This is a genomic window from Streptomyces sp. NPDC048566 (assembly GCF_043199735.1).
Lineage (GTDB): Bacteria > Actinomycetota > Actinomycetes > Streptomycetales > Streptomycetaceae > Streptomyces.
Genome location: NZ_JBICWL010000017.1, coordinates 14,202 through 36,494, shown reverse-complemented (window position 1 = coordinate 36,494; position 22,293 = coordinate 14,202). Strand labels below are relative to the sequence as shown.

The window sequence follows — 22,293 nt, the reverse complement described above, 5'->3', positions numbered from 1 at the left end:
GGCGGAAGGAAGGACCGCCGGCCGGGTGCCGGCCGGCGGGGCGGCCGGCACCCGGGCACCGCGCGCCGCCGGGTCGCGGGCGCGGCCGGCCGGTGCGCGGCGGCGAGGCTCCGCCCCGTCAAGCCCAGCGGGGCGCGTCCGCCCCCCAGGGGCCGGGCGGCCGGGACCAGTCGGCCGGGCCTCCGGCGATGACGACCGGAGGGAGGGCGTGGCGGATGGGGCCGGCCGGTCCCGCGCGTTCGGACAGCCAGCGGTCCGGACCGTCGTAGGCGTGGCCGTCCCGGGACTCCCGGGCACCGGAAGCGGCGCCGCCCTCCGCGTCGGCGTCGATGCCGTGGGTCAGCCACGCTGCCGTGCGCGCGAGGGACAGGCGGACCAGCCGCCCCCGCCCGTCCCCGGTGCGCTCGGTCAGGGCCCGCAGGACGGCCGCAGCCAGCAGATACCCGGTGCCGTGGTCGAGGGCCTGCGCGGGCAGCGCGCCCGGACGCTCCCGCGACCCCTCCGTGGCGGCGATCCCGGTCGCCACCTGCACCAGGCTGTCGAAGCCCCGCCGGCCGCCCCAGGGCCCCTGGTCGCCCCACGCCGAGAGCTGCGCCACGACCAGTCCCGGGTGCTCGGCCAGCGCTTCGGCGGAGAGCCCGTACCGGTCGAGGGAGCCCGGCCGGTAGCCGGTGACCACGACGTCGGCCGTCGCCAGGAGCGCGGCGAGGGTCTGCCGGCCGGTGGCGAGGTCGAGGCGCGCGGACCGCTTCCCGAAGCCGGTGTCGGCGTGCGCGTCGGCCGACTCGGGCAGCTGCGGCGGGTCCACCCGCAGCACGTCGGCGCCGAGCAGGGCGAGGGTGCGGGTGGCGACGGGGCCCGCGATGACCCGCGTCAGGTCGAGCACGCGCACGCCGGCGGCGGGCAGCAGCGGGCCGGGGTCCGCGAGCGGGGGCAGCGGGCGGCCGGTCGCCGGGCCCGTCGGCGCGTGGTCGACCAGGGGCCGGGCCGCCACCGCCCGCCCCTGCCCGTGGGCGGCCCACTGTTCCGGGGTGCGCAGCGCGACGGCGAGTCCGCCGGCGGCGTACACCGCCTCCTCGGTCTCCGGGGCCGTCCGCTCGGCGAGCACCGCCGCCAGGTCCTCGGCGGTGGCCCCGTCCGGCAGACCCAGCGCCGCGAGCAGCCGGGCCCGGTGGTGCGGGTAGTTGGCGTGCGTGCGCACCCAGCCGTCCGCCGTCCGCCAGAAGCGCGACAGCGGTGCGAAGGAGACGGGCGCGCGCCCGTCGACCAGCAGATGGCGTTCGCTCGTGAAGGCGGTGGCGACGGCGCCGTCGTCCACCGTCACCCGCGGGACCCGGCCGTCGCTCCGGCCGCCCCGGCGGGCCGCCAGCTCCGCGCCGGCCAGCGCGCAGACTCCCACACAGGCCCGTGCCATCTCCCGCACGGGCAGCCGGGCCGGCAGCGCGCCCGCCCGCACCACGGTCGACACCCCGGCCACGAGGCCGGGGTCCCCGCCCAGTTCCCGCCATGCGGCGGCGATCGGTGATTGCGTCATACCGGCACTATGCGGCGTCGACCGGATCGGCGGATGCGCGGCCCCCGGAGAACGGCGGAGCACGACGGCGGACGGCGGGCGGGGGAGCGGGCGGTCCGCCGGGACACGGCGTGGCCCCGGTCGCCGCCGCGGGAGGCGACCGGGGCCGGGGTGCTACTTGACCGCGCGCAGGGCGTTGACGATGCCGAAGCCGTAGAAGCCGTTCACGTGTCGGCCGCCTTCGCAGGTCGCGTCGACGACGCCGTCACCGTTGCCGTCGTACGGCTCGGACGGGCAACCCGGGTTGTCCGCCTGGGCCTTGAGGAGGATCTGGAGCTGGGCGGGTGACGCCCAGGGGTGTGCGGACTTCAGCAGCGCGGCCACGCCGGCGACGTGCGGCGTCGCCATCGAGGTGCCCTGGAGGAAGCCGTAGGTGTTGTTCGGCAGCGTCGAGAGGATGCGGCCGTTCTGCGAGGGGGTGTCCGGGATCTGGTACCGGTCGCCGCCCGGCGCCGCGACGTCGATGACACCCTTGCCGTAGCTGGAGAAGTACGACTTCGTGCCCTTCACGCCGGTCGAGGCGACCGTGACGACGCCCGGCAGCTGGGTCGGGATGTCGAGGCACCGGTGCGGGTCGACCGTCCGCGTGGTGGGCGTCGAGTCGTCCGGGCTGGACGCGTCCGTCAGGGCGTCCGCGTCGAGGTCGTCGTTGGAGTTGCCCGCGGCGGCGACGTTCAGGGTGCCCCGGCGCTGCGCGTACAGCTGGGCGCGGTTGACCGCGTCGACGATCGCCTTCTGGTCGGGGTCGTCGGTGCAGTTGTACAGCCAGGGGTCGACGTAGTAGCTGTTGTTGGTGATCTCCACGCCGTGGTCGGCGGCGAACACGAAGGCGCAGACGACGCTCTCGGGGTAGAACAGCTGGGTGGAGTCCGGTTCGGCGACGGTGATGCCGGAGACCTTCACCCCGGGCGCGACCCCGGCGACGCCGACGCCGTTGCGGGCCGCCGCGATCTCACCGGCGACGTGGGTGCCGTGGTAGTGGTCGGCGTCCACCGGGCGCCAGGAGCCGTACGTCGTGTCCGGCTTGCCGCCCACGCAGTTCGCGGACTGCGAGGGCGAGAAGTTCGGGGCGATGTCCGGGTGCGTGTCGTCGACGCCGACGTCGATCACGGCGACGGTGACCTTCCTGCTCCCCGGGTTCACCGCGGCGGCCTTGTCGGCGCCTATCGCGCGCAGGTCCCACTGGTCGGCCTCCAGGGGCTCCTCGCCGGGCGCGGCGGCCTCGGCCAGCCTGGCCGCCTCCCCGGCGGAGAGCACCTGGGCCGCGCCCTCGTCGGTCGTGCCCGCCGGGGCCAGCGGCGCGGTGCGGGTGGCGCCGGCCGACTGCACTCCGCGCGCCGCCCGTATCCGCCGTCCGAAGTCCGGGTCGGCGGAGTGGACGACGATCACGCCGATCTGCTCGTACGCGATGACGACGCTGCCGCCGGCCGCGGCGATCGCCTTCTTCACCGAGGCGACGGTGCGGTGACCGGCCCGCGTGTTGACCACGTAGGAGAGGTTCGGTCCGTCGGCCGCGGTCACGGTGGGCGCGGTGGCCGGGGCGGCGGACGCGACACCCGGCAGGAAGCCCAGCGAGGCGGTGAGCGAGAGCACCACCGGCACGGCGAGGGCGAGGCGGCGTCTGGAACGCAGATGAGCCATGGGATCTCCACATCATCCGGAAAACGGAGCTGCCCGAACACAGGTGGTGCCCGGGCAGGTACATGACGGAATTGGCGCAGGCCGAAGCTATCCTCCCGCCGCCCGGGCCAGCAATGACTTCCGCCGACGACTTCCCGAAGAAGCCGACTTCCGAAAGAAACCGGCGGAGTTGAACCGGCCCACGCGTGGCGCCGTGACCTCGGGCAGGGGGCCCGTGGACGATCGAGCCCCCCGCCGGATCACGGTACGGAGTGGCCGTCTCGCACTCCGTGACGTGATCCATGTCACCGTGAGGTCCGCCGCATGCCCGATCCCGAACCGCCGCCGTCCGCGAGCACCGGCTCGCCCCCGTCCACCGTCGCAAGCGCCCCCGCACCGCGAGGAGACACCGTGGCCACCGACGCACCGCCCCCCTCGACCACCGGCACCACGCTGCCGACCACCGAGGAGTTCACCGAGGTCCAGCAGAGCGCCGAGTTCGCCGAACTCCGGCGCGCCCACCGTTCGTTCGCCTTTCCCCTGACCGTCGGCTTCATCCTCTGGTACCTGCTGTACGTCCTGCTCTCCAACTACGCCGGCGACTTCATGGGCACCACGCTGTTCGGCAACGTCAACGTCGCCCTGGTGCTCGGTCTCGCCCAGTTCCTCACCACGTTCCTCATCGCCTGGTGGTACGCGCGGCACGCCGCCGCCCGCCTCGACCCCAAGGCCGAGGCCATCAAGTCCCGGATGGAGGGCGACGCATGAGTTCCGCACAGACCACCGCGCACGCGACGGTGCTGGCCGCCGGCGAGGCGAGCGAGCACCGGCCGCTGATCATCACCCTGTTCGCCGTGTTCGTCGCCGCGACCCTCGTCATCACCGTGTGGGCGGGCCGCCAGACCCGGGACGCCGCCGACTTCTACGCGGGCGGGCGCCAGTTCACCGGCTTCCAGAACGGCCTCGCGGTCTCCGGCGACTACATGTCGGCCGCGTCCTTCCTCGGCATCGCAGGTGCCATCGCGCTCTTCGGCTACGACGGCTTCCTCTACTCCATCGGCTTCCTCGTCGCCTGGCTGGTCGCCCTCCTCCTGGTCGCCGAGCCGCTGCGCAACTCCGGCCGGTACACCATGGGCGACGTCCTCGCCTACCGCATGCGCCAGCGCCCGGTGCGCACCGCCGCGGGCGCCTCCACCATCGTCGTGTCGATCTTCTACCTGCTGGCCCAGATGGCCGGCGCGGGTGTCCTGGTGTCCCTGCTCCTCGGCATCACCAGCGACGGCGGCAAGATCGGCATCGTCGCCCTCGTCGGCGTCCTGATGATCGTGTACGTGACCATCGGCGGGATGAAGGGCACCACCTGGGTCCAGATGGTCAAGGCCGTTCTGCTGATCATCGGCGCCCTGCTGCTCACCTTCCTGGTGCTGTTGAAGTTCGACTTCAACATCTCCGAACTGCTCGGCAGGGCGGCCGAGAACAGCGGCAAGGGGTCGCCGTTCCTGGAGCCCGGCCTGAAGTACGGCGTCACCGCCACCACCAAACTCGACTTCCTCTCGCTCGGCATGGCCCTCGTCCTCGGCACCGCCGGCCTGCCGCACATCCTGATCCGCTTCTACACGGTGCCCACCGCCAAGACCGCCCGGAAGTCCGTCAACTGGGCCATCGCCCTCATCGGCGTCTTCTACCTGATGACCCTCGCCCTCGGCTTCGGGGCCGCGGCCCTGATCAAACCGGACGAGATCATCGGCTCGAACAAGGCGGGCAACACGGCGGCACCCCTGCTCGCGCTGCACCTCGGCGGCGTCGACTCCACCTGGGGCGCGGTCCTGCTGGCCACCATCTCCGCCGTCGCCTTCGCCACCATTCTCGCGGTCGTCGCCGGGCTGACGCTGGCCTCGTCCTCGTCGTTCGCGCACGACATCTACGCGAACGTCATCAAGAGGGGCCAGGCCACCGAGAAGCAGGAGATGAAGGCCGCCCGCTACGCCACGGTCGGCATCGGTGCCGTGTCGATCCTCCTCGGCGCCCTCGCCCGCGACCTCAACGTCGCCGGTCTCGTCGCCCTCGCCTTCGCGGTCGCCGCCTCGGCCAACCTGCCGACGATCCTCTACAGCCTGTTCTGGAAGCGGTTCACCACCCAGGGCGCGCTCTGGTCGATCTACGGCGGCCTCGTCGCCGCCGTCGGCCTCGTCCTGTTCTCCCCGGTGGTCTCGGGCAAGCCCTCCTCGATGTTCCCCGACGTGGACTTCCACTGGTTCCCGCTGGAGAACCCCGGCCTCATCTCCATCCCGGTCGGCTTCCTGCTGGGCTGGCTCGGCACCGTGCTGTCCAAGGAGGAGCCCGACGCCGGCAAGTACGCCGAACTGGAGGTCCGCTCCCTCACGGGCACCGGAGCGCACTGAGGCACGGCGTCGCGCGGGCCCGTCGCGGAGGACCACCGGTGGATCACCACTCGTAGGTCCCTACGACGGGCCCGCGCCGCGTCTCGTGGGATCGGGCCGCTGTCCCCGCGGGCCCCGTCGCGTAGGCTCGCAGGTGTCCGCACACGTGATCGGCATCGAGGGAGGGGGCCCACGTGCTCATCGACAGCTTTGGCCGAGTAGCCACCGACCTGCGGGTTTCCCTGACAGACCGGTGCAACCTGCGCTGTACGTACTGCATGCCGGAAGAGGGCCTGCAATGGCTCGCCAAGCCCGACCTGCTCACCGACGACGAGATCGTCCGGCTGATCGGCGTCGCCGTCACCCACCTCGGGATCGAGGAGGTCCGCTTCACCGGAGGCGAGCCGCTGCTGCGCCCCGGCCTCGTCGGCATCGTCGAGCGGGTCGCGGCCCTCGACCCCCGTCCCCGGATGTCCCTCACCACCAACGGCATCGGGCTCAAGCGCGTCGCGCCCGCCCTGAAGTCCGCGGGCCTGGACCGGGTGAACGTCTCGCTGGACACCCTGCGGCCCGACGTCTTCAAGACGCTCACCCGCCGCGACCGGCACCGCGACGTCGTCGAGGGGCTCGAAGCCGCGCACGCCGCCGGCCTGACCCCCGTGAAGATCAACTCGGTGCTGATGCCGGGCCTGAACGCCGACGAGGCCCCCGACCTCCTCGCCTGGGCCGTCGCCCACGACTACGAACTCCGCTTCATCGAGCAGATGCCGCTGGACGCCCAGCACGGCTGGAAGCGCGAGGGCATGGTCACCGCCGGCGACATCCTCGCCTCCCTGCGCACCCGCTTCGAGCTGACCGAGAAGGGCGCCGGCGAGCGGGGCTCCGCGCCCGCCGAGCGGTGGACCGTCGACGGCGGCCCGCACCGCGTCGGCGTCATCGCCTCGGTGACCCGCCCGTTCTGCGCGGCCTGCGACCGCACCCGGCTGACCGCCGACGGCCAGGTCCGCACCTGCCTGTTCGCCACCGAGGAGACCGACCTGCGGGCGGCGCTGCGCGGGGACGCGCCCGACGAGGAGATCGCCCGCATCTGGCGCGTCGCCATGGCGGGGAAGAAGGCGGGAGCGGGCCTGGACGACCCGGCCTTCGTGCAGCCCGACCGCCCGATGTCGGCGATCGGCGGCTGACGGCCGCCGGAACCGGCCGTCGCGGCGGGGCCGCTCAGTCCTCGGGCGACTCCCACTCGGCCAGCGGGACCACGTCCTTCAGGAACCCGCGGACGCCGAGGAAGGACGACAGGTGCTCGCGGTGTTCCTCGCACGCCAACCAGGTCTTCCTGCGCTCCGGCGTGTGCAGCTTCGGGTTGTTCCATGCCAGCACCCACACGGCGTCGGCACGGCATGCCTTGGCCGAGCAGACGGGGGAGACGGGGTCGGAGCCGGGCACGTTCAGGATCATCCCGCCGACCCTAGCCGAGGCCGCGTCCGGCGTGTCCGCCGCGCCCCGGTGGGCGGGCGCCCCGGAGGGACGCGGCCTCCCGGCGGCCCCGCAAAGGCGACGCCGAGCAGCCACGGGGGGAGCTGCCCGGCGTCGGTCTGTCGCTCCGACGGGGGATGCGGAGCGCGTACGAAGTATGTCACGGCCCACCCGCCGCCCGGCACCTGAACAACATGATTGATCTGAGCTTTTCTTGAGCTTCGCGGCCGACCGCATTCCGCTTCGGCGGACGCCCCCGACCCGGTGGACACGGCTCTCCCCGCCGCCGCACGGCGGCACGGCGCACCGCCCGCGGACCGCTCCCGGCGGCCGCCCGGAGAGCGGCGCGCACGCCCCGGGTCAGCTCCGCCCGTCCGCCTCGGGACGCGACGGCGCCTCCGGGCCGGAGGCGCCCTCCTCGCGGGCGGCCCCCGCGCGGGTGTCCTGCCCGGGCGCGGCGATCATCGGGCGGGAGGGCACGCCGACGAACGTCGACGGCAGTCCCGGGGCGTTCTCCCGGCCCGCGTTGGCGATGACGACGGCGACGTAGGGCAGCAGGATGCCGAGCACGAGCGCGCCGATCGCCACGTACCGCTCCACGTTCCACAGGGTGGCCGCGAGGATCACCGCGACGGTGCGGACCGACATGGAGATGACGTACCGGCGCTGCCGGCCCCGGACGTCCTCGTCCAGTCCCTGCCGTGCTCCGGTGATCCGGAAGACCTGGACGTCGTTCTGCTTCCTGATCACGCTCCACCACCCGCCTGTCCCGGACGCTGCCCCGCCCGTACCCGGTACGAACCCGTCGAGAGCGGGCCGGACTGACCTCCCACGGTACGCCGCGCGTCCGCCGCGCCGGATACCGGGGCAGGTACCGGAGGGGCGGACGGGGGCACGCGTCCCGCGGATGGCTCCGTCCGACATGCGCCGTTTGCCGTACACCCCGAAACTGGCGGTACTGCTCACGGAGAGCCGTACTAGGAGGCAGACATGGGCTGGTTGTGGGCGATCATCGTCGGGTTCGTGCTGGGCCTGATCGCCAAGGCGATCATTCCCGGCAAGCAGCACAGCCCCCTCTGGCTGACCACCATCTTCGGCATGCTCGGAGCCATCGTCGGCAACGCGATCGCACGGGGGTTCGGCATCGCCGAGACCCGCGGGATCGACTGGGGGCGCCACGCGCTCCAGCTCGCCGCCGCGATCGTGATCGTCTTCCTCGGCGACATGCTCTACATGGCGGTGCGCGGCAACAGGAAGGCGACCCGGTGATCGTGCCCCGGTGAACACGGCACGACGGCGAAGGGGACGGCTCCGCTGCGGGAGCCGTCCCCTTCGCCGTCGCGCGCCCGCGCCGGGCGGGACTCAGCCGCCGGTCACCTCGACCGCCGCCAGGTTCTTCTTGCCCCGGCGCAGCACCAGCCAGCGCCCGTGCAGCAGGTCCTCCGCGCCCGGCACCGCGTCCTCGGCCGCGACCTTCACGTTGTTCACGTAGGCCCCGCCCTCCTTGACCGTGCGCCGGGCGGCCGACTTGCTCGCCACCAGGCCGACCTCGGCGAGGAGGTCGACGACCGGTCCCGGCTCGGCCACCCGGATGTGCGGCAGCTCGGAGAGGGCCGCGGCGAGCGTCGCCTCGTCCAGGTCGGCCAGCTCGCCCTGCCCGAACAGCGCCTTGGACGCGGCGATCACGGCGGCCGTCTGGTCGGCGCCGTGCACCAGCGTCGTCAGCTCCTCGGCCAGCGCCCGCTGCGCGGCACGGGCCTGCGGACGCTCCTCGGTCTGCCGCTCCAGCTCCCCCAGCTCCTCGGGGGAGCGGAACGACAGGATGCGCAGGTAGGTGGAGACGTCCCGGTCGTCCACGTTCAGCCAGAACTGGTAGAACGCGTACGGCGTCGTCATCTCCGGGTCGAGCCAGACGGCGCCGCCCTCGGTCTTGCCGAACTTGGTGCCGTCCGCCTTGACCATCAGGGGGGTCGCCAGCGCGTGCACCTGCGCCTGCGGCTCCAGCCGGTGGATCAGGTCCAGCCCCGCCGTCAGGTTGCCCCACTGGTCGCTGCCGCCCTGCTGGAGGGTGCAGCCGTAGCGGCGGTACAGCTCCAGGAAGTCCATGCCCTGGAGCAGCTGGTAGCTGAACTCCGTGTAGCTGATGCCCTCCTCGGACTCCAGCCGGCGGGCGACGGAGTCCTTGGTGAGCATCTTGTTCACCCGGAAGTGCTTGCCGATGTCGCGCAGGAACTCGATGGCCGACAGCCCGGCCGTCCAGTCCAGGTTGTTCACCATGACCGCGGCGTTCTCGCCCTCGAAGGACAGGAACGGCTCGATCTGCGAGCGCAGCCGCGTCACCCAGTTCGCGACCGTCTCCGGGTCGTTCAGCGTGCGCTCCGCCGTGGGGCGGGGGTCGCCGATCTGGCCCGTCGCCCCGCCGACCAGCGCGAGCGGCCGCAGCCCCGCGCGCTGGAGCCGGCGCATCGTGAGCACCTGCACCAGGTGGCCCACGTGCAGGCTCGACGCGGTCGGGTCGAACCCGCAATAGAACGTGACGGGACCGTCCGCGAGCGCCTTGCGCAGTGCATCTTCGTCGGTGGACAGGGAGAACAGCCCCCGCCACTTCAGCTCGTCGACGATGTCCGTCACGGTTCTCTTATCTCCTCGGGTGGTCGCGTGGATCGGGTACGAGGTTATACGCCCTGGCTGACGGAGCTCATATTGAAGTCCGGCACCCTCAGGGCGGGCATCGCGGCCCGGGTGAACCAGTCGCTCCACTCGCGCGGCAGCGTCTGCTCCGTCCGTCCCGCCTCCGTCGCCCGGCCCAGCAGGTCCACGGGCGACTCGTTGAACCGGAAGTTGTTCACCGCGCCGACGACCTGGCCGTCCTCCACCAGGTAGACGCCGTCCCGGGTGAGCCCGGTCAGCAGCAGCGTCGCCGGGTCCACCTCGCGGATGTACCACAGGCAGGTGAGCAGCAGACCGCGCCCGGTGCCGGCGACCATCTCCTCCAGCGAGCGGTCCTCGCCGCCGTCCAGGACGAGGTTCCCGATCGACGGGGTCACCGGCAGCCCCGTCAGCTCCGCGCTGTGCCGGGTGGTGGACAGGTGCCGCAGCTCGCCGTCGCGGATCCAGTCGGTGGCCGCGAGCGGCAGCCCGTTGTCGAACACCGAGGCGTCGTCGCCCGAGGAGTGGGCGAGCACGAACGGCGCGCACTCCAGGCCCGGCTCGCCGGGGTCGCTGCGCAGCGTCAGCGGCAGCCCGGTGAGCCGCTCGCCGATACGGGTGCCGCCGCCCGGCCTGCTGAACACCGTCCGGCCCTCGGCGGCGTCCCGGGCGGCGGCGGACCACATCTGGTAGATCATCAGGTCCGCGACGGCGGTCGGCGGCAGCAGCGTCTCGTAGCGTCCCGCGGGCAGGTCCACCCGCCGCTCCGCCCAGCCGAGCCGGACGGCGAGCTCGGCGTCGAGCGCCGCCGGGTCGACGTCCTTGAAGTCGCGCGTCGAGCGGCCCGCCCACGCCGACCGGGTCCGGTCCGGCGACTTGGCGTTCAGCTCCAGCGTCCCGTTCGGCTGGTCGTGCCGCAGCCGCAGCCCCGTCGACGTGCCCACGTAGCTGGTGACCAGTTCGTGGTTGGCGAAGCCGTACAGTTCGCGGCCGCCGGACCGCGCGCGGGCGAAGGACTCGCCGAGCGCCGGCGCGAAGTCGCCGAACACCGCGGACGAGGTCTCCGCCGGCGGGTCCGCGAAGTCGGGGGACTGCTCCACCCCCGTCACCAGCGGACGGCCGTCCTCCGCGGGACCCGCGCCGCGGGCCGCCGCCTCGGCCGCCCGGACCAGGGGCTCCAGCTCGTCGGCGGTCACGGCCGACCGCGAGACCACACCGGAGGCGGTGCCCTCCCGTCCGTCGACGGTGGCGATCACGGTCAGGGTACGGCCGCGGGTGACGCCGTTGGTGGTCAGCGCGTTGCCCGCCCAGCGCAGGTTGGCCGAGGACTCCTCGTCGGCGATCACCACGCAGCCGTCGGCCCGGGACAGGGCGAGGGCGCGCTCGACGACCTCGTGCGGCTTGCTGGTACGGGCGCTCATCGACCGGCCTCCTGCGTCGTGTTCAGAATGGTGACGCCCTTGAAGAGGGCGGAGGGGCAGCCGTGCGAGACCGCCGCGACCTGACCCGGCTGGGCCTTGCCGCAGTTGAAGGCGCCGCCCAGGACGTAGGTCTGCGGGCCGCCCACCGCGGCCATCGACCCCCAGAAGTCGGTGGTCGTCGCCTGGTAGGCGACGTCCCGCAGCTGGCCCGCGATCCGGCCGTTCTCGATCCGGAAGAAACGCTGGCCGGTGAACTGGAAGTTGTAGCGCTGCATGTCGATGGACCAGGAGCGGTCGCCGACGACGTAGATGCCGCGGTCCACCCCGCCGATCAGATCCTCCGTGGACAGGCCGCCCGGGTCCGGCCGGAGGGACACGTTCGCCATGCGCTGCACGGGCACGTGCCCGGGGGAGTCGGCGTACGCGCACCCGTTCGACCGCTCGAAGCCGGTCAGCCGGGCGATCCGCCGGTCCAGCTGGTACCCGACGAGCGTGCCGTCCTTCACCAGGTCCCAGGACTGGCCGGCCACCCCCTCGTCGTCGTAGCCGATGGTGGCGAGCCCGTGCTCGGCGGTGCGGTCGCCGGTCACGTTCATCAGCTCCGAGCCGTAGCGCAGCTTGCCGAGCTGGTCGAAGGTGGCGAAGGAGGTGCCCGCGTACGCCGCCTCGTAGCCGAGCGCGCGGTCCAGCTCGGTGGCGTGCCCGATGGACTCGTGGATCGTCAGCCACAGGTTGGACGGGTCGACGACCAGGTCGTAGACGCCGGCCCGGACGCTCGGCGCCCGCATCTTCTCCGCGAGCAGCCCGGGCAGGCTCTCCAGCTCGGCGTCCCAGTCCCAGCCGGTGCCCCGCAGGTACTCCCAGCCGCGTCCCACCGGCGGCGCGATCGTCCGCATCGAGTCGAACTCGCCGCTCGACTCGTCCACCGCGACCGCGGTGAGCTGCGGATGCAGCCGCACCCGCTGCTGCGTGGTCACGGTCCCCGCGGTGTCCGCGTAGAACTTGTTCTCGTGCACCGCCATCAGCGAGGCGTCCACGTGGTCGACGCCGTCGGCCGCCAGCAGCCGCGCGCTCCACTCGGCGAGCAGCCCCGCCTTCTCCTCGTCCGGGACCGAGAACGGGTCGATCTCGTACGAGGACACCCACGTCCGGTCGGCGTGCACCGGCTCGTCCGCCAGCTCGACCCGCTCGTCGGAACCGGCCGCCCTGATCACCTGGGCCGACAGCTTCGCCATCGCCACCGCCTGGGAGGCGACCTTCGCCGCCGCGTCCATCGTCAGGTCGACACCCGACGCGAACCCCCAGGTCCCGCCGTGCACCACCCGCACCGCGTACCCGAGGTCCGTGGTGTCCGACGACCCGGCCGGCCTGGCGTCGCGCAGCCGCAGGGTCGCGCCGCGCACCCGCTCGAACCGGAAGTCCGCGTGCTCGGCGCCGAGCGCCCGCGCCCGGGCCAGCGCGGCGTCGGCGAGAGCGCGCAGCGGCAGCGCCGTGAACGCCGCGTCGATGGAATGAGGCACCGAGGTCTCCCTGCTGTCGTGGCCTGTCGGGTCCGATCATGTCGCGCGGGCGGGCCGCGGGGCCACGCCTTTCCCGCCACCGGGCCTTTTTTCGGCCGGGTGGCGCGGCTTTCTGTAGGGACCCGACAGCAGGCACCCGAACCCACTGTCGGTGCCCGATTCCCTGACGGACGGGACGGACCGATAGGTTTCCGAGGAAGGCGCCTGCACGCAGGTGTCCCCTGTGCAGGGGTTTCCGTCCGCTATCGAAAGGGTGATCCGTTGAGCCGCTCGGTTCTCGTCACCGGAGGCAACCGGGGCATCGGCCTCGCCATCGCCCGCGCGTTCGCCGACGCAGGCGACAAGGTCGCGATCACGTACCGGTCCGGCGAGCCGCCGGCCGCCCTGGCGGCGCTCGGCGTCCTCGCCGTGAAGTGCGACATCACCGACACCGAGCAGGTGGAGCAGGCGTACAAGGAGATCGAGGCCGAGCACGGCCCGGTCGAGGTCCTCGTGGCCAACGCCGGCATCACCAAGGACCAGCTCCTGATGCGCATGTCCGAGGAGGACTTCACCTCGGTCGTCGACACCAACCTGACCGGCGCCTTCCGCGTCGTGAAGCGGGCCAACCGCGGCATGCTGCGGGCCAAGAAGGGCCGGGTCGTCCTGATCTCCTCGGTGGTCGGACTGCTCGGTTCGGCGGGCCAGGCGAACTACGCCGCCTCCAAGGCCGCGCTGGTCGGCTTCGCGCGCTCCCTCGCCCGCGAACTCGGCTCGCGCAACCTCACCTTCAACGTCGTCGCGCCCGGCTTCGTCGACACCGACATGACGCAGGCGCTCACCGACGAGCAGCGCGCGAACATCGTGTCGCAGGTACCGCTGGGCCGCTACGCCAAGCCCGAGGAGATCGCCGCGACGGTGCGGTTCCTCGCCTCGGACGACGCCTCGTACATCACTGGAGCCGTCATCCCGGTTGACGGCGGACTGGGAATGGGTCACTGATCACCATGAGCGGAATTCTCGAGGGCAAGCGCGTCCTGATCACCGGTGTGCTGATGGAGTCCTCCATCGCCTTCCACACCGCCAGGCTGGCCCAGGAGCAGGGCGCGGAGATCATCCTCACGGCGTTCCCGCGGCCGACGCTCACGGAGCGCATCGCCCGGAAGCTCCCGAAGCCCACGAAGGTCATCGAACTCGACGTCACCAACGACGAGCACCTCGCGCGCCTCGCCGACGTCGTCGGCGAGGAGCTGGGCGGCCTCGACGGCGTCGTGCACTCCATCGGCTTCGCGCCGCAGGACGCCCTCGGCGGCAACTTCCTCAACACGCCGTTCGAGTCGGTCGCCACGGCGATGCACGTCTCGGCGTTCTCCCTGAAGTCGCTGACCATGGCCTGCCTGCCGCTGATGCAGAACGGCGGCTCCGTCGTCGGCCTCACCTTCGACGCGCAGTACGCGTGGCCGCAGTACGACTGGATGGGTCCGGCCAAGGCCGCCCTGGAGGCCACCAACCGCTACCTCGCCCGCGACCTGGGCAAGCAGAACGTCCGCTCCAACCTCATCTCCGCGGGCCCCATCGGCTCGATGGCCGCCAAGTCCATCCCGGGCTTCGGCGAGCTGGCCTCGGTGTGGGACTCCCGTGCCCCGCTGGAGTGGGACCTGAAGGACCCCGAGCCCGCCGGCAAGGGCGTCGTCGCCCTGCTGAGCGACTGGTTCCCGAAGACCACCGGCGAGATCATCCACGTCGACGGCGGTCTGCACGCCATCGGCGCGTAGCACCCCGGACGGTACCGGCGCCCCGCCACCCGCGCTTCGCGGGAGGCGGGGCGTCCCCCGTTCGGCCCAGTCGGCCGGGCGCCCCGGGCGCCGCTGCACGCAGTCTGGAGGCACGCACCGCCCCGCAGCCGTTCGGCCGAGGAGGTCCCGTCGTGCGCCTGTCCCGCCGCATCGCCCCGGTACTCGCGGCCCTCGCCGTGCTGGTGACGGCCGCCCCGGCCGACGCGACCCCCCGGACGCCCGCGGACCACGGGGGCGCGCTCACCTCCCGCACCGCCGGGCCCCGGCCCTTCGGTGCCGCGTGCCGGACCGCCGTCAGCGGCTCGCACGCCGTCGCGTACTGCCACAACCCCTATGTGGACACCGACGCCGTCCGGCTGCACGTCGAGTGCGCCCGCTGGTGGGACGTCGACACCGACGGAGCACCCGTCGCCGTCGGGCCGGCCGTGACCGTCCGGCTGACCGGCCGGTGCTGGAAGGAGATCCGCGCGGTCTGGGTCACCCACGGCTCCTGACCCTCAGTGCCGGCCGGTCTCCGGCGCCCGGCCGTCCAGCCGCCCCGGGCGGCAGCGGAACGCGTAGCTGCCCGCCTCCTCGGCCGCCGCCTCCGCCGCGCCGGAGCGGATCGCGTCCACCAGCCGGGCGTGGTCCATGTGGCTCTCCGGCGTCAGCTCGGCGCCCACGTCCTCGCGGAGCCAGTCGCGCAGCACCTCGCCCAGGTCCGCGTACATCGCCGTCATGACGTCGTTGTGCGACGCCGCCACCACCGCCAGGTGGAAGGTCGCGTCCGCGGCCACGAACGCCTCCGCGTCCCCCGACTCCCAGGCATCCTCCCGCCGCAGGAGGAGGGCGTCCAGCTGCTTGAGGTCGCGCTCGGTGCGCCGCGCGGCGGCCAGGGCGGCGGCGCTCGACTCCAGGGTGGACCGCAGCTCGGCGATGTGCCGGGGATCGGCGTCGGCGAACCTGCGGTGCATCACGCCCGCGAGTTCGCTGGTCGCCACGACGTAGGTGCCCGAGCCCTGCCGGATGTCCAGCAGACCGTTGTGCGCGAGCGCCCGGACGGCCTCGCGCACCGTGTTGCGCGCGACGCCGAGCAGGTCGACGAGTTCCGGCTCGGTGGGGATGCGGGAGCCCACCGGCCACTCGCCCGAGGTGATCTGGTTCCGCAGCTCGGCGATGACCTGCTCGGACAGCGCCGAACGGCGGGGGTGGCTCAAGGGCATGACGGTCCTTCGTACGAGCCCCGCGCGGTCGGTCGCGCGGGCCGGGGACTTCCGGAGGTTAACGCAGGGGGAGTGGACAACCAATCATCCCATGATTCTATGATGGGTGACATGGCAAGCGAGGAGACCCGGACGACGGCGACACCCCCGATACCGCGCGCGACCGAGGCCACGGCGCCCCGGCCGCCGGTCCCGAGCGCGTGGACGACGCGCCTGGTGGTGGCCGGCATCGTCCTCACCGCCCTGAACCTGCGTCCGGCGATCACCAGTCTCGGCGCCCTCCTCGAAGAGGTGCGCGACGGGCTCGGCATGAGCGGCAGCGTCGCCGGCCTGCTCACCTCCGTACCGCCCCTGTGCTTCGCCGTGTTCGGCGTGACCGCGCCCCGGCTCGCCCGCCGCTTCGGGCCCGCCGCCGTCGTCTGCGCCGGGATGGCCGCCATCACGGCCGGCCTCGCCCTGCGCCCCTTCGTCGGCGGCACGGCCGGGTTCCTGACCGCCAGCGCCCTCGCGCTCATGGGCATCGCGGTGAGCAACGTGCTGATGCCGGTGATCGTCAAGCGCTGGTTCCCCGACCGGGTCGGCTCCATGACGGGCCTGTACTCGATGGCCCTCGCCCTCGGCACCTCCTCCGCCGCCGCCGTGACCGTGCCCCTGACCGGCGCGCTGGGAGGCTCCTGGAGGTCCGGACTGGTGGTCTGGGCCGCCCTGGCCGCGGCGGCCGTCCTCCCCTGGCTGCCGCTCGTCCGCGCGCGCGGCGTCGCCTCCGGCCCCGGCCACCCGGCTCCCGCCCGCCCGGACGCCCCCGCCCCCGCCCGCCGGGACGCCGACGGGCCGCGCATCACGCGCAGCCGGACCGCCTGGGCACTCGCCGTCTTCTTCGGCCTCCAGGCGACGGCCGCCTACATCACCATGGGCTGGATGGCGCAGATCTTCCGCGACGCGGGCGTGCCCGCGGGCACCGCCGGCCTGCTCCTCGCCGTCACCATGGTGATGGGCGTGCCGCTCGCCTTCGTCATCCCGCGCCTCGCCACCCGGCTGCCCCACCAGGGGCCCATCGTGGTCGCCCTCGGCCTCTGCGGCCTCGCGGGCTACGCCGGGCTCTACCTCGCCCCGGCCGCCGGCGCCTGGGCCTGGGCCGTCCTGCTGGGCATCTCCAACTGCGCCTTCCCGCTGGCGCTCACCATGGTCGGCATGCGGGCCAGGACCGGCGCCGGCGTCGCCCGGCTCTCCGCCTTCTCGCAGAGCACCGGATACCTGCTGTCGATCCCCGGCCCGCTCCTGGTCGGCGTCCTCTACCAGCACAGCGGCGGCTGGGGCCTGCCGCTCGCCCTCATGGCCGGCCTGATGGTCCCGCAGATCGCGGTCGGCATCCTGGCGGGCCGGGACCGGACGGTCGAGGACGAGCTGGCCGGCTGAGCCCGCCGGCGCCGGACACGCGAGCGGCGCCCCGGCGCGAGGACGGCCCTGCGGGAGTGCGAGACTGAGCCCATGCCTGTGCTCGACCCGAACCCCCAGAACGGCCAGAAGAAGCTGCTGCTCGTGCTCGGCGCGATGCTGGCCATCACGGTGATCATCGGGATCATCGCCTCCGTCGCCTCCCCGTGACCGGCCCGGCGCCCCGGCCGCCGCGCGGCGGCCCCGCCCGTGCGGGGCACCGGCGTCCGCACGGCTGACCCGGGCCCACCGGCACGCGGCCGGCGCTCGCCCCGCTCCGGCCCCTCCGGGGCTCCGGGGGCGCGCCCTGGGCGGCCCGGCCTCGGGGCCGCCCCACCGTGTGTCCGACGGGGCCGAGCCCGTGGGGTGGGGACAACCCCCCGTCCCCTAGGGGGAGAGTGTCAGGGTGCAGTGGGTGGATCACCGGATGGGCCGGGGCCCGCGTGGTCCGTACCGTCGAGCCGTGGCCGTCGGAAGCGGCCGGCGGAGCACTCGCAGACCACGGAGGCGGCATGTCGGCCCGCACGCACACCCGGATCCACCCGGCGACGTCCGGCCGCGGGGACACCCGCCTGCCCTGGTGGGCGCTCGCCCTGCCCACGCTCGCCTTCGTCGCGCTGCTGCTGCTGATCGTGAACCCCGCGGACGCCCACGCGACCGCCGGGGACCCGGCCGTCACGCACCTGTTCCACCACATCCGGACGGTCCTGCACACGGCCCCGTGAACCGCCCGGCCGGCAGGCCGCGCCCGGTCCCGCATAGCACCGCGTTCCGCCGGGGACGGGGCGCACGGTGCCCGGAGTGAGCGCATGGCGCCTGCGCCCCGCCCCCCTCCTCCCGGCCCGCCCCTCGCGCGCCATGGCACTCCGTGCCGAGCCGGCACCGTCCGCCGCCCCGGCACTCCACGCCGTCCTGCGGCCCCGGGAGGCCCTTCCCGCATACTTCCGGCCACCCGGAGCGACCGCCGCGGTGCTCACGGGCACGGCATCACCCCTGACGGGGGAGACGGCCGGCCGCGTCGGAGGAGCACCTCAACTCCCTGCGCCTCGCGGCGTGTTTCGTGCGAAGCTGGGACGCATGAGCGTCGCAGAACCCCGCAGGATCGTCCTCTTCCGGCATGCGAAAGCCGACTGGCCGCAGATCTCCGACCACGAGCGGCCGCTCGCCGACCGGGGCCGTATGGACGCCGCCGTCGCCGGGCGCCGGCTGGGCGAGACCGGCATCCCCTTCGACCTGGCCGTGTGCTCCACCGCCGTGCGGACCCGGGAGACGTGGAAGCACGCCGTCCAGGAGCTTCCGCACCGGCCGAAAACCGTCTACGAGGAGCGCGTCTACGAGGCGTCGCCCGGCGAGCTGATCGCGGTGCTCAACGAGACCCCGGACGACGCGCGGAACGTGATCCTGATCGGCCACAACCCGGGCGTCCACGGCCTCGCCGACATCCTGGCGGGCCGGTCCGAGGACGACACCCGGGAACGGATGAAGGCCCAGGGCTTCCACACCGCCGCCTATGCCGTGCTCTCCTTCGACGGGCCCTGGAAGGCCCTGGAACCGGGGTCGGCCGCGCTGGCCGAATACTGGGCCCCCACCGAGTGACCCGCCTCCCGCACCGACGGAGCCCGGCACCCCTCGGTGCCGGGCTCCGTCCGCGTCCGGGCCGCGTCAGTGCGCCTCGGCGTCCTCGTGCATGTCGGCGGCCTCGACCTCGTCACGTGTGACGCCCAGCAGATAGAGCACCGTGTCGAGGAACGGGAAGTTCACCGCGGTGTGCGCCGCCTCACGGACCACCGGCTTGGCGTTGAAGGCGACCCCGAGGCCGGCCGCGTTGAGCATGTCCAGGTCGTTCGCGCCGTCGCCGACCGCCACGGTCTGGGCCAGCGGCACCCCGGCCTCCGCGGCGAACCGGCGCAGCAGCCGCGCCTTGCCGGCCCGGTCCACGATCTCCCCGGTGACCCGGCCGGTCAGCCGGCCGTCGACGATCTCCAGGGTGTTGGCCTGGGCGAAGTCGAGCCCGAGCCGCTCCTTCAGGTCGTCGGTCACCTGCGTGAACCCGCCGGAGACGACCCCCACCTGGTAGCCGAGCCGCTTCAGCGTACGGATCAGGGTGCGCGCTCCCGGCGTCAGCCGCACCTGCTCGCGCACCTTCCGCACGACCGACTCGTCCAGCCCGGCGAGGAGCGCCACCCGCGCGTGCAGCGACTGCTCGAAGTCCAGCTCGCCGCGCATCGCCGCGGCGGTGACCTCCGCGACCTCGGCCTCGCACCCCGCGTGCCCGGCGAACAGCTCGATCACCTCGTCCTGGATGAGCGTGGAGTCCACGTCCATCACCACGAGGCGCTGGGCCCGACGGTGCAGACCCGCGGCGACGACCGCGATGTCGACGCCGAGGGCGGCCGCCTGGGTCACCAGCGCGGTCCGCAGCGCCTCGGTCTCGGCGCCGGACACCGCGAACTCGACCGCCGTCACCGGGTACTTGGCGAGGCGGAAGATCCGGTCGATGTTGCCGCCGGTGCCGGTGATCCGGGCGGCGATGGCGGCGGTCGACTCGGCGGTGAGGGGGTGCCCCAGCACCGTCACCAGCGAACGCCCCGACCCGCGCGGCCGGTTGTCGCCGAGGCCGGAGATGATCTCCGCCTGCATCCTCACCGATTCCGCCCAGCTGTGGACGGTGGCCCTCAGGTCGCCTTCCTGTCCGGAGGCCGGCTGGGTCACGAGCGCGCACAGCACCATGCGGCCGCGGGTGACGACCTGCTCGATGTCGACGACGTCGACGGAGTAGGCGGCGAGGGTGTCGAAGAGTCCGGCGGTGATGCCCGGGCGGTCCTTGCCGAAGATCTTGACGAGGAGCGTGGGCACATCAGAAGTCTGCGAAGCGCTCATGATGGTCCCACCGTATCCGGCACCGCGTGCCGCCCGCCCCGCCGGTCCGCCAGACGGACACCGAACACCCGATGGCCGGCAAGGGGCGCCGGGGCGACGCCCGTTCCCCGCCGCGGCCGGCCTCCTCGTCCGCGCGGCCCCGCCCGGGCGGGGCCGCGCGAAGCGGCGCGGCCCCGGTGGCGCCGGGCGGTGCCGACCGTCCGGCGCCCGTCGCCCCGCGGTCCGGGCGGCTCCCGGGACCCGCCGCACGGGCGCTCCGGCGGCGCCCGGCGCAGGCGCCGCCCGGCACCGCCGTCCGCGAGGAAGCCCGACCCGCGTCAGCGCCGGGGCCCGCCCCCCGGAGGAAGCGGCGGCGGAGGCGGGGGCGGGGGAGGCCCGTCGTCCGCACCCGCCGGGCGGCGCTTGCGCGGCGGACCCGTCGGCCGCATCACCGTCGGAGCCCCGTACACGTCCCCGGACCCGGCGCCCGACCCGGCGTCCGGGTCCCGTCCGGCCGCCTCTCCCGGCCGCCGGTCCTCCGGTTCCGGGGCGCCCGCCCTCCCCGGCCGCCGGTCCCGCGGTTCCGGCCCGAGCAGGTCCCCGGGCACCTTCAGGTAGGGATTGGTGTCCGGATTCGGCGGACGGTACGACCCCCGCGGCCGGTACGGGCCCGCCTCCCCGCTCCCGCCCGCCCCCGCTCCGGACCCCGCACCCCCGTGCGCACCGGCCGCCTGCGGCGACTCCGCCGCCGGTGCCGCCCGCCGCCCCGCCGCCCCGGACGCGCAGGCCAGCAGCGCGCCGACGCCCCCGGCCCCCGCACCCCACACCGCACCGAGCACCAGGGCCGCCCCCGTCCGTCCCGCCAGCCGGACGCCCGCGCCGAACGCGTCGAACCCGAGCACCGACAGCGACGCGTCCACCGACACATCGGTCAGCTGTACGAGGAGGGGCAGGGCCAGCGCGGTCACGACGCCGAGCCGAACCGCGCAGCGGCCGACGTGGCGCGGAACGCCCCCGCCTCGTCCACCGGGGCCGGTCCGAGCCGGCGCACCGGCCGCAGGCCCGGCCCCCGCAAACGGCGTACGCACGGCCGTCAGGACGCCCGCGGACAGCATCATGAGCGCGGCGGCCACGGCCAACAGCCAGACGCGCCCGTCCAGTTCGGCCAGCCGGCCGAGGGTGACGGGCCGGTCGGCGCCGCCGAGCAACCGGTCGAGCGGGTCCGGTAGCAGTCGGGCGAGTTCGCCGGTGGCCCGGCCGTCCCAGGGGACGAGGAGACCGAGCGGAACGGCCAGCCACACCCCGTTGGGGGCGCCGAGCAGGGCCGCCCCGGCGATCCGCCGCGGATGGTCGTCGCCGACGGCCGCGTAGGCCGCCGCCGCCAGTCCGGCGAGGACGGCGAGGAGCAGGACGGTGACGAGGGACGCGACGGCCGGGCGGACGACCCGGTGCACGACGCCCCAGCCCGGCGGCAGAGGGGTGCGCCGGGAGGCGAGCAGGGCGATGAGCAGGACCCCGGCGGCCCACGCCGCTCCGCCGAGGAGGGTGGGCGCGGTGTCGACGGAGAAGCCCACGGCCGCCTCGGCCCTCACGAGGGCGCCGACCTTGTCGGGCAGCAGACCGCCGAGGTCTCCCAGTCCGCCCGGCAGCCGGTCCGCGATGTCCCCGAGTCCGCCGCCGGCGCCCCCCGCCGCCCCGTCGAGGCCGAGCCGGCCGCCGTCGATGGTGACGACGTCGTGACCGGCCCAGGCCAGCCCGCCGAGGGTGACGACGAAGAGGGCGATCACCGAGCCCGCCCGCGCGAGGAGTTCGGCCGGCGCGACCACGGCCCGGCCGCGCAGGGACCGCAGGAAGAACCACGCCATGAGCAGCGCCCCCACCAGCCCGACGCCGAGCGGGGTGACCTGGAGGGCGGTGTGGGCCGGCGCGCCGTGCAGCCCGAAGGCGGACACGTCGCCGGAGGGGGTGACCGAGCCGTTCGCCGCCAGCGCGACGACGGCCGCGGTCATCGGGCCGAGCGAGCCCACCGTGTCCGCTCCGAGCAGGTGCAGGCCGAGCGCGGCGGTGCCCGCCATGCCGATCAGCGCCCAGCTCACCGCGGCGACCGCGGACAGCAGCACGTCTCCCCACGGCACGCCTCCGCCCGCTCGGCCGTGCCGCACGCTCCCGTTGCCCATCGCCAGACCCCCCGATCCGCGCCGCGGTGCCCCGCACCTGTCCTTCTCGCGGGGGAATACCACTCTCCGGCCCGGTTTCCACCCCGTCAACGGAATCGGGCAACCCCGCCCGTACCCGTCGTTCCCGCGGCCCGACTTTCGGTCGGGGGGCTCCTCCTGAAATAGTTCCCCACGATGTTCGACATCCCTAGACTCCCTGTGTTGGGGGT

General features: G+C 74.1%; 21 protein-coding genes. 11 read left to right on the top strand and 10 right to left on the bottom strand.

The annotated features are described in order from the left end of the window. Window positions 1–118: 118 nt before the first annotated feature. Window positions 119–1,534 (bottom strand): CoA transferase, encoded by a 1,416-nt coding sequence (locus ACGFS9_RS23455; protein WP_393255853.1) that lies wholly within the window; start codon window positions 1,532–1,534, stop codon window positions 119–121. Between the two features lie 153 nt (window positions 1,535–1,687). After that, entirely contained in the window at window positions 1,688–3,214 is a 1,527-nt protein-coding gene (locus tag ACGFS9_RS23450; protein WP_393255851.1) for a S8 family serine peptidase, read from the bottom strand. A gap of 390 nt (window positions 3,215–3,604) precedes the next feature. Between ACGFS9_RS23450 and ACGFS9_RS23445 the strand changes: the two genes are divergently transcribed. The 3 genes from ACGFS9_RS23445 (at window position 3,605) to moaA (ending at window position 6,758) form a co-directional block, all read left to right on the top strand. Further along, window positions 3,605–3,961 (top strand): DUF485 domain-containing protein, encoded by a 357-nt coding sequence (locus tag ACGFS9_RS23445; RefSeq protein WP_393255849.1) that lies wholly within the window; start codon window positions 3,605–3,607, stop codon window positions 3,959–3,961. Then, entirely contained in the window at window positions 3,958–5,595 is a 1,638-nt protein-coding gene (locus tag ACGFS9_RS23440; RefSeq protein ID WP_393255848.1) for a cation acetate symporter, read from the top strand. The genes ACGFS9_RS23445 and ACGFS9_RS23440 overlap by 4 nt, the downstream gene beginning before the upstream one ends. A 173-nt stretch (window positions 5,596–5,768) precedes the next feature. Then, the gene (gene moaA, locus ACGFS9_RS23435; RefSeq protein WP_393255846.1) at window positions 5,769–6,758 is read left to right on the top strand and encodes a GTP 3',8-cyclase MoaA; all 990 of its coding nucleotides are present in this window, start codon (window positions 5,769–5,771) and stop codon (window positions 6,756–6,758) included. Between the two features lie 34 nt (window positions 6,759–6,792). Here moaA and ACGFS9_RS23430 read toward each other — a convergent pair whose 3' ends face one another. After that, window positions 6,793–7,029 (bottom strand): hypothetical protein, encoded by a 237-nt coding sequence (locus tag ACGFS9_RS23430; protein ID WP_393255844.1) that lies wholly within the window; start codon window positions 7,027–7,029, stop codon window positions 6,793–6,795. A 378-nt stretch (window positions 7,030–7,407) separates the two neighbouring features. Continuing rightward, window positions 7,408–7,794, bottom strand: coding sequence for a DUF3099 domain-containing protein (locus ACGFS9_RS23425; protein ID WP_393255998.1), 387 nt, complete (start codon window positions 7,792–7,794; stop codon window positions 7,408–7,410). A gap of 243 nt (window positions 7,795–8,037) precedes the next feature. On the opposite strand from ACGFS9_RS23425, the gene ACGFS9_RS23420 reads away from it, so the two are divergent. Next, complete coding sequence (locus ACGFS9_RS23420) at window positions 8,038–8,316, top strand: GlsB/YeaQ/YmgE family stress response membrane protein (RefSeq protein WP_393255842.1); 279 nt, start codon at window positions 8,038–8,040, stop codon at window positions 8,314–8,316. Window positions 8,317–8,409: 93 nt separating this feature from the next. Here the strand turns inward: ACGFS9_RS23420 and tyrS are convergent, their stop codons facing one another. Genes tyrS through ACGFS9_RS23405 form a run of 3 tightly spaced genes read right to left on the bottom strand, consistent with a single transcriptional unit; the run spans window position 8,410 to window position 12,637 of the window. After that, window positions 8,410–9,678 (bottom strand): tyrosine--tRNA ligase, encoded by a 1,269-nt coding sequence (gene tyrS, locus ACGFS9_RS23415; RefSeq protein WP_393255841.1) that lies wholly within the window; start codon window positions 9,676–9,678, stop codon window positions 8,410–8,412. A gap of 44 nt (window positions 9,679–9,722) precedes the next feature. Further along, window positions 9,723–11,117, bottom strand: a complete 1,395-nt coding sequence (locus tag ACGFS9_RS23410; protein WP_393255840.1) for a metallopeptidase TldD-related protein — start codon at window positions 11,115–11,117, stop codon at window positions 9,723–9,725. Further along, window positions 11,114–12,637, bottom strand: a complete 1,524-nt coding sequence (locus tag ACGFS9_RS23405; protein WP_393255838.1) for a TldD/PmbA family protein — start codon at window positions 12,635–12,637, stop codon at window positions 11,114–11,116. Before ACGFS9_RS23405 ends, ACGFS9_RS23410 begins: the two co-directional genes overlap by 4 nt. 261 nt (window positions 12,638–12,898) lie before the next feature. Between ACGFS9_RS23405 and fabG the strand changes: the two genes are divergently transcribed. The 3 genes from fabG (at window position 12,899) to ACGFS9_RS23390 (ending at window position 14,906) form a co-directional block, all read left to right on the top strand. After that, window positions 12,899–13,618 carry a 3-oxoacyl-[acyl-carrier-protein] reductase gene (fabG, locus tag ACGFS9_RS23400; RefSeq protein WP_393255836.1) on the top strand — a complete coding sequence of 240 codons (720 nt, stop codon included), beginning with the start codon at window positions 12,899–12,901 and terminating at the stop codon, window positions 13,616–13,618. 5 nt (window positions 13,619–13,623) lie between these two features. Further along, window positions 13,624–14,391, top strand: a complete 768-nt coding sequence (gene fabI / locus ACGFS9_RS23395) for an enoyl-ACP reductase FabI (RefSeq protein WP_393255834.1) — start codon at window positions 13,624–13,626, stop codon at window positions 14,389–14,391. Window positions 14,392–14,543: 152 nt separating this feature from the next. Next, complete coding sequence (locus ACGFS9_RS23390) at window positions 14,544–14,906, top strand: hypothetical protein (protein ID WP_393255832.1); 363 nt, start codon at window positions 14,544–14,546, stop codon at window positions 14,904–14,906. 3 nt (window positions 14,907–14,909) lie between these two features. Here ACGFS9_RS23390 and ACGFS9_RS23385 read toward each other — a convergent pair whose 3' ends face one another. Next, a complete protein-coding gene (locus ACGFS9_RS23385; protein WP_393255830.1) occupies window positions 14,910–15,614 on the bottom strand; it encodes a FadR/GntR family transcriptional regulator in 705 nt (234 codons plus the stop codon). Between the two features lie 99 nt (window positions 15,615–15,713). On the opposite strand from ACGFS9_RS23385, the gene ACGFS9_RS23380 reads away from it, so the two are divergent. From ACGFS9_RS23380 to ACGFS9_RS23365, 4 genes are all read left to right on the top strand, one after another. Next, window positions 15,714–17,030, top strand: a complete 1,317-nt coding sequence (locus ACGFS9_RS23380) for a CynX/NimT family MFS transporter (RefSeq protein WP_393255829.1) — start codon at window positions 15,714–15,716, stop codon at window positions 17,028–17,030. Between the two features lie 72 nt (window positions 17,031–17,102). Beyond that, window positions 17,103–17,219 (top strand): SGM_5486 family transporter-associated protein, encoded by a 117-nt coding sequence (locus ACGFS9_RS23375; RefSeq protein ID WP_326788600.1) that lies wholly within the window; start codon window positions 17,103–17,105, stop codon window positions 17,217–17,219. A gap of 341 nt (window positions 17,220–17,560) precedes the next feature. After that, window positions 17,561–17,773 (top strand): hypothetical protein, encoded by a 213-nt coding sequence (locus ACGFS9_RS23370; RefSeq protein WP_393255827.1) that lies wholly within the window; start codon window positions 17,561–17,563, stop codon window positions 17,771–17,773. Window positions 17,774–18,125: 352 nt separating this feature from the next. Then, window positions 18,126–18,644: a SixA phosphatase family protein gene (locus ACGFS9_RS23365; RefSeq protein ID WP_393255826.1), complete on the top strand. Its 519-nt coding sequence runs from the start codon at window positions 18,126–18,128 to the stop codon at window positions 18,642–18,644. Between the two features lie 66 nt (window positions 18,645–18,710). Here ACGFS9_RS23365 and serB read toward each other — a convergent pair whose 3' ends face one another. Both serB and ACGFS9_RS23355 read right to left on the bottom strand, forming a co-directional pair. After that, entirely contained in the window at window positions 18,711–19,928 is a 1,218-nt protein-coding gene (gene serB, locus ACGFS9_RS23360) for a phosphoserine phosphatase SerB (protein ID WP_393255824.1), read from the bottom strand. 317 nt (window positions 19,929–20,245) lie between these two features. Beyond that, window positions 20,246–22,084: a streptophobe family protein gene (locus ACGFS9_RS23355; RefSeq protein ID WP_393255822.1), complete on the bottom strand. Its 1,839-nt coding sequence runs from the start codon at window positions 22,082–22,084 to the stop codon at window positions 20,246–20,248. Window positions 22,085–22,293 lie beyond the last annotated feature (209 nt).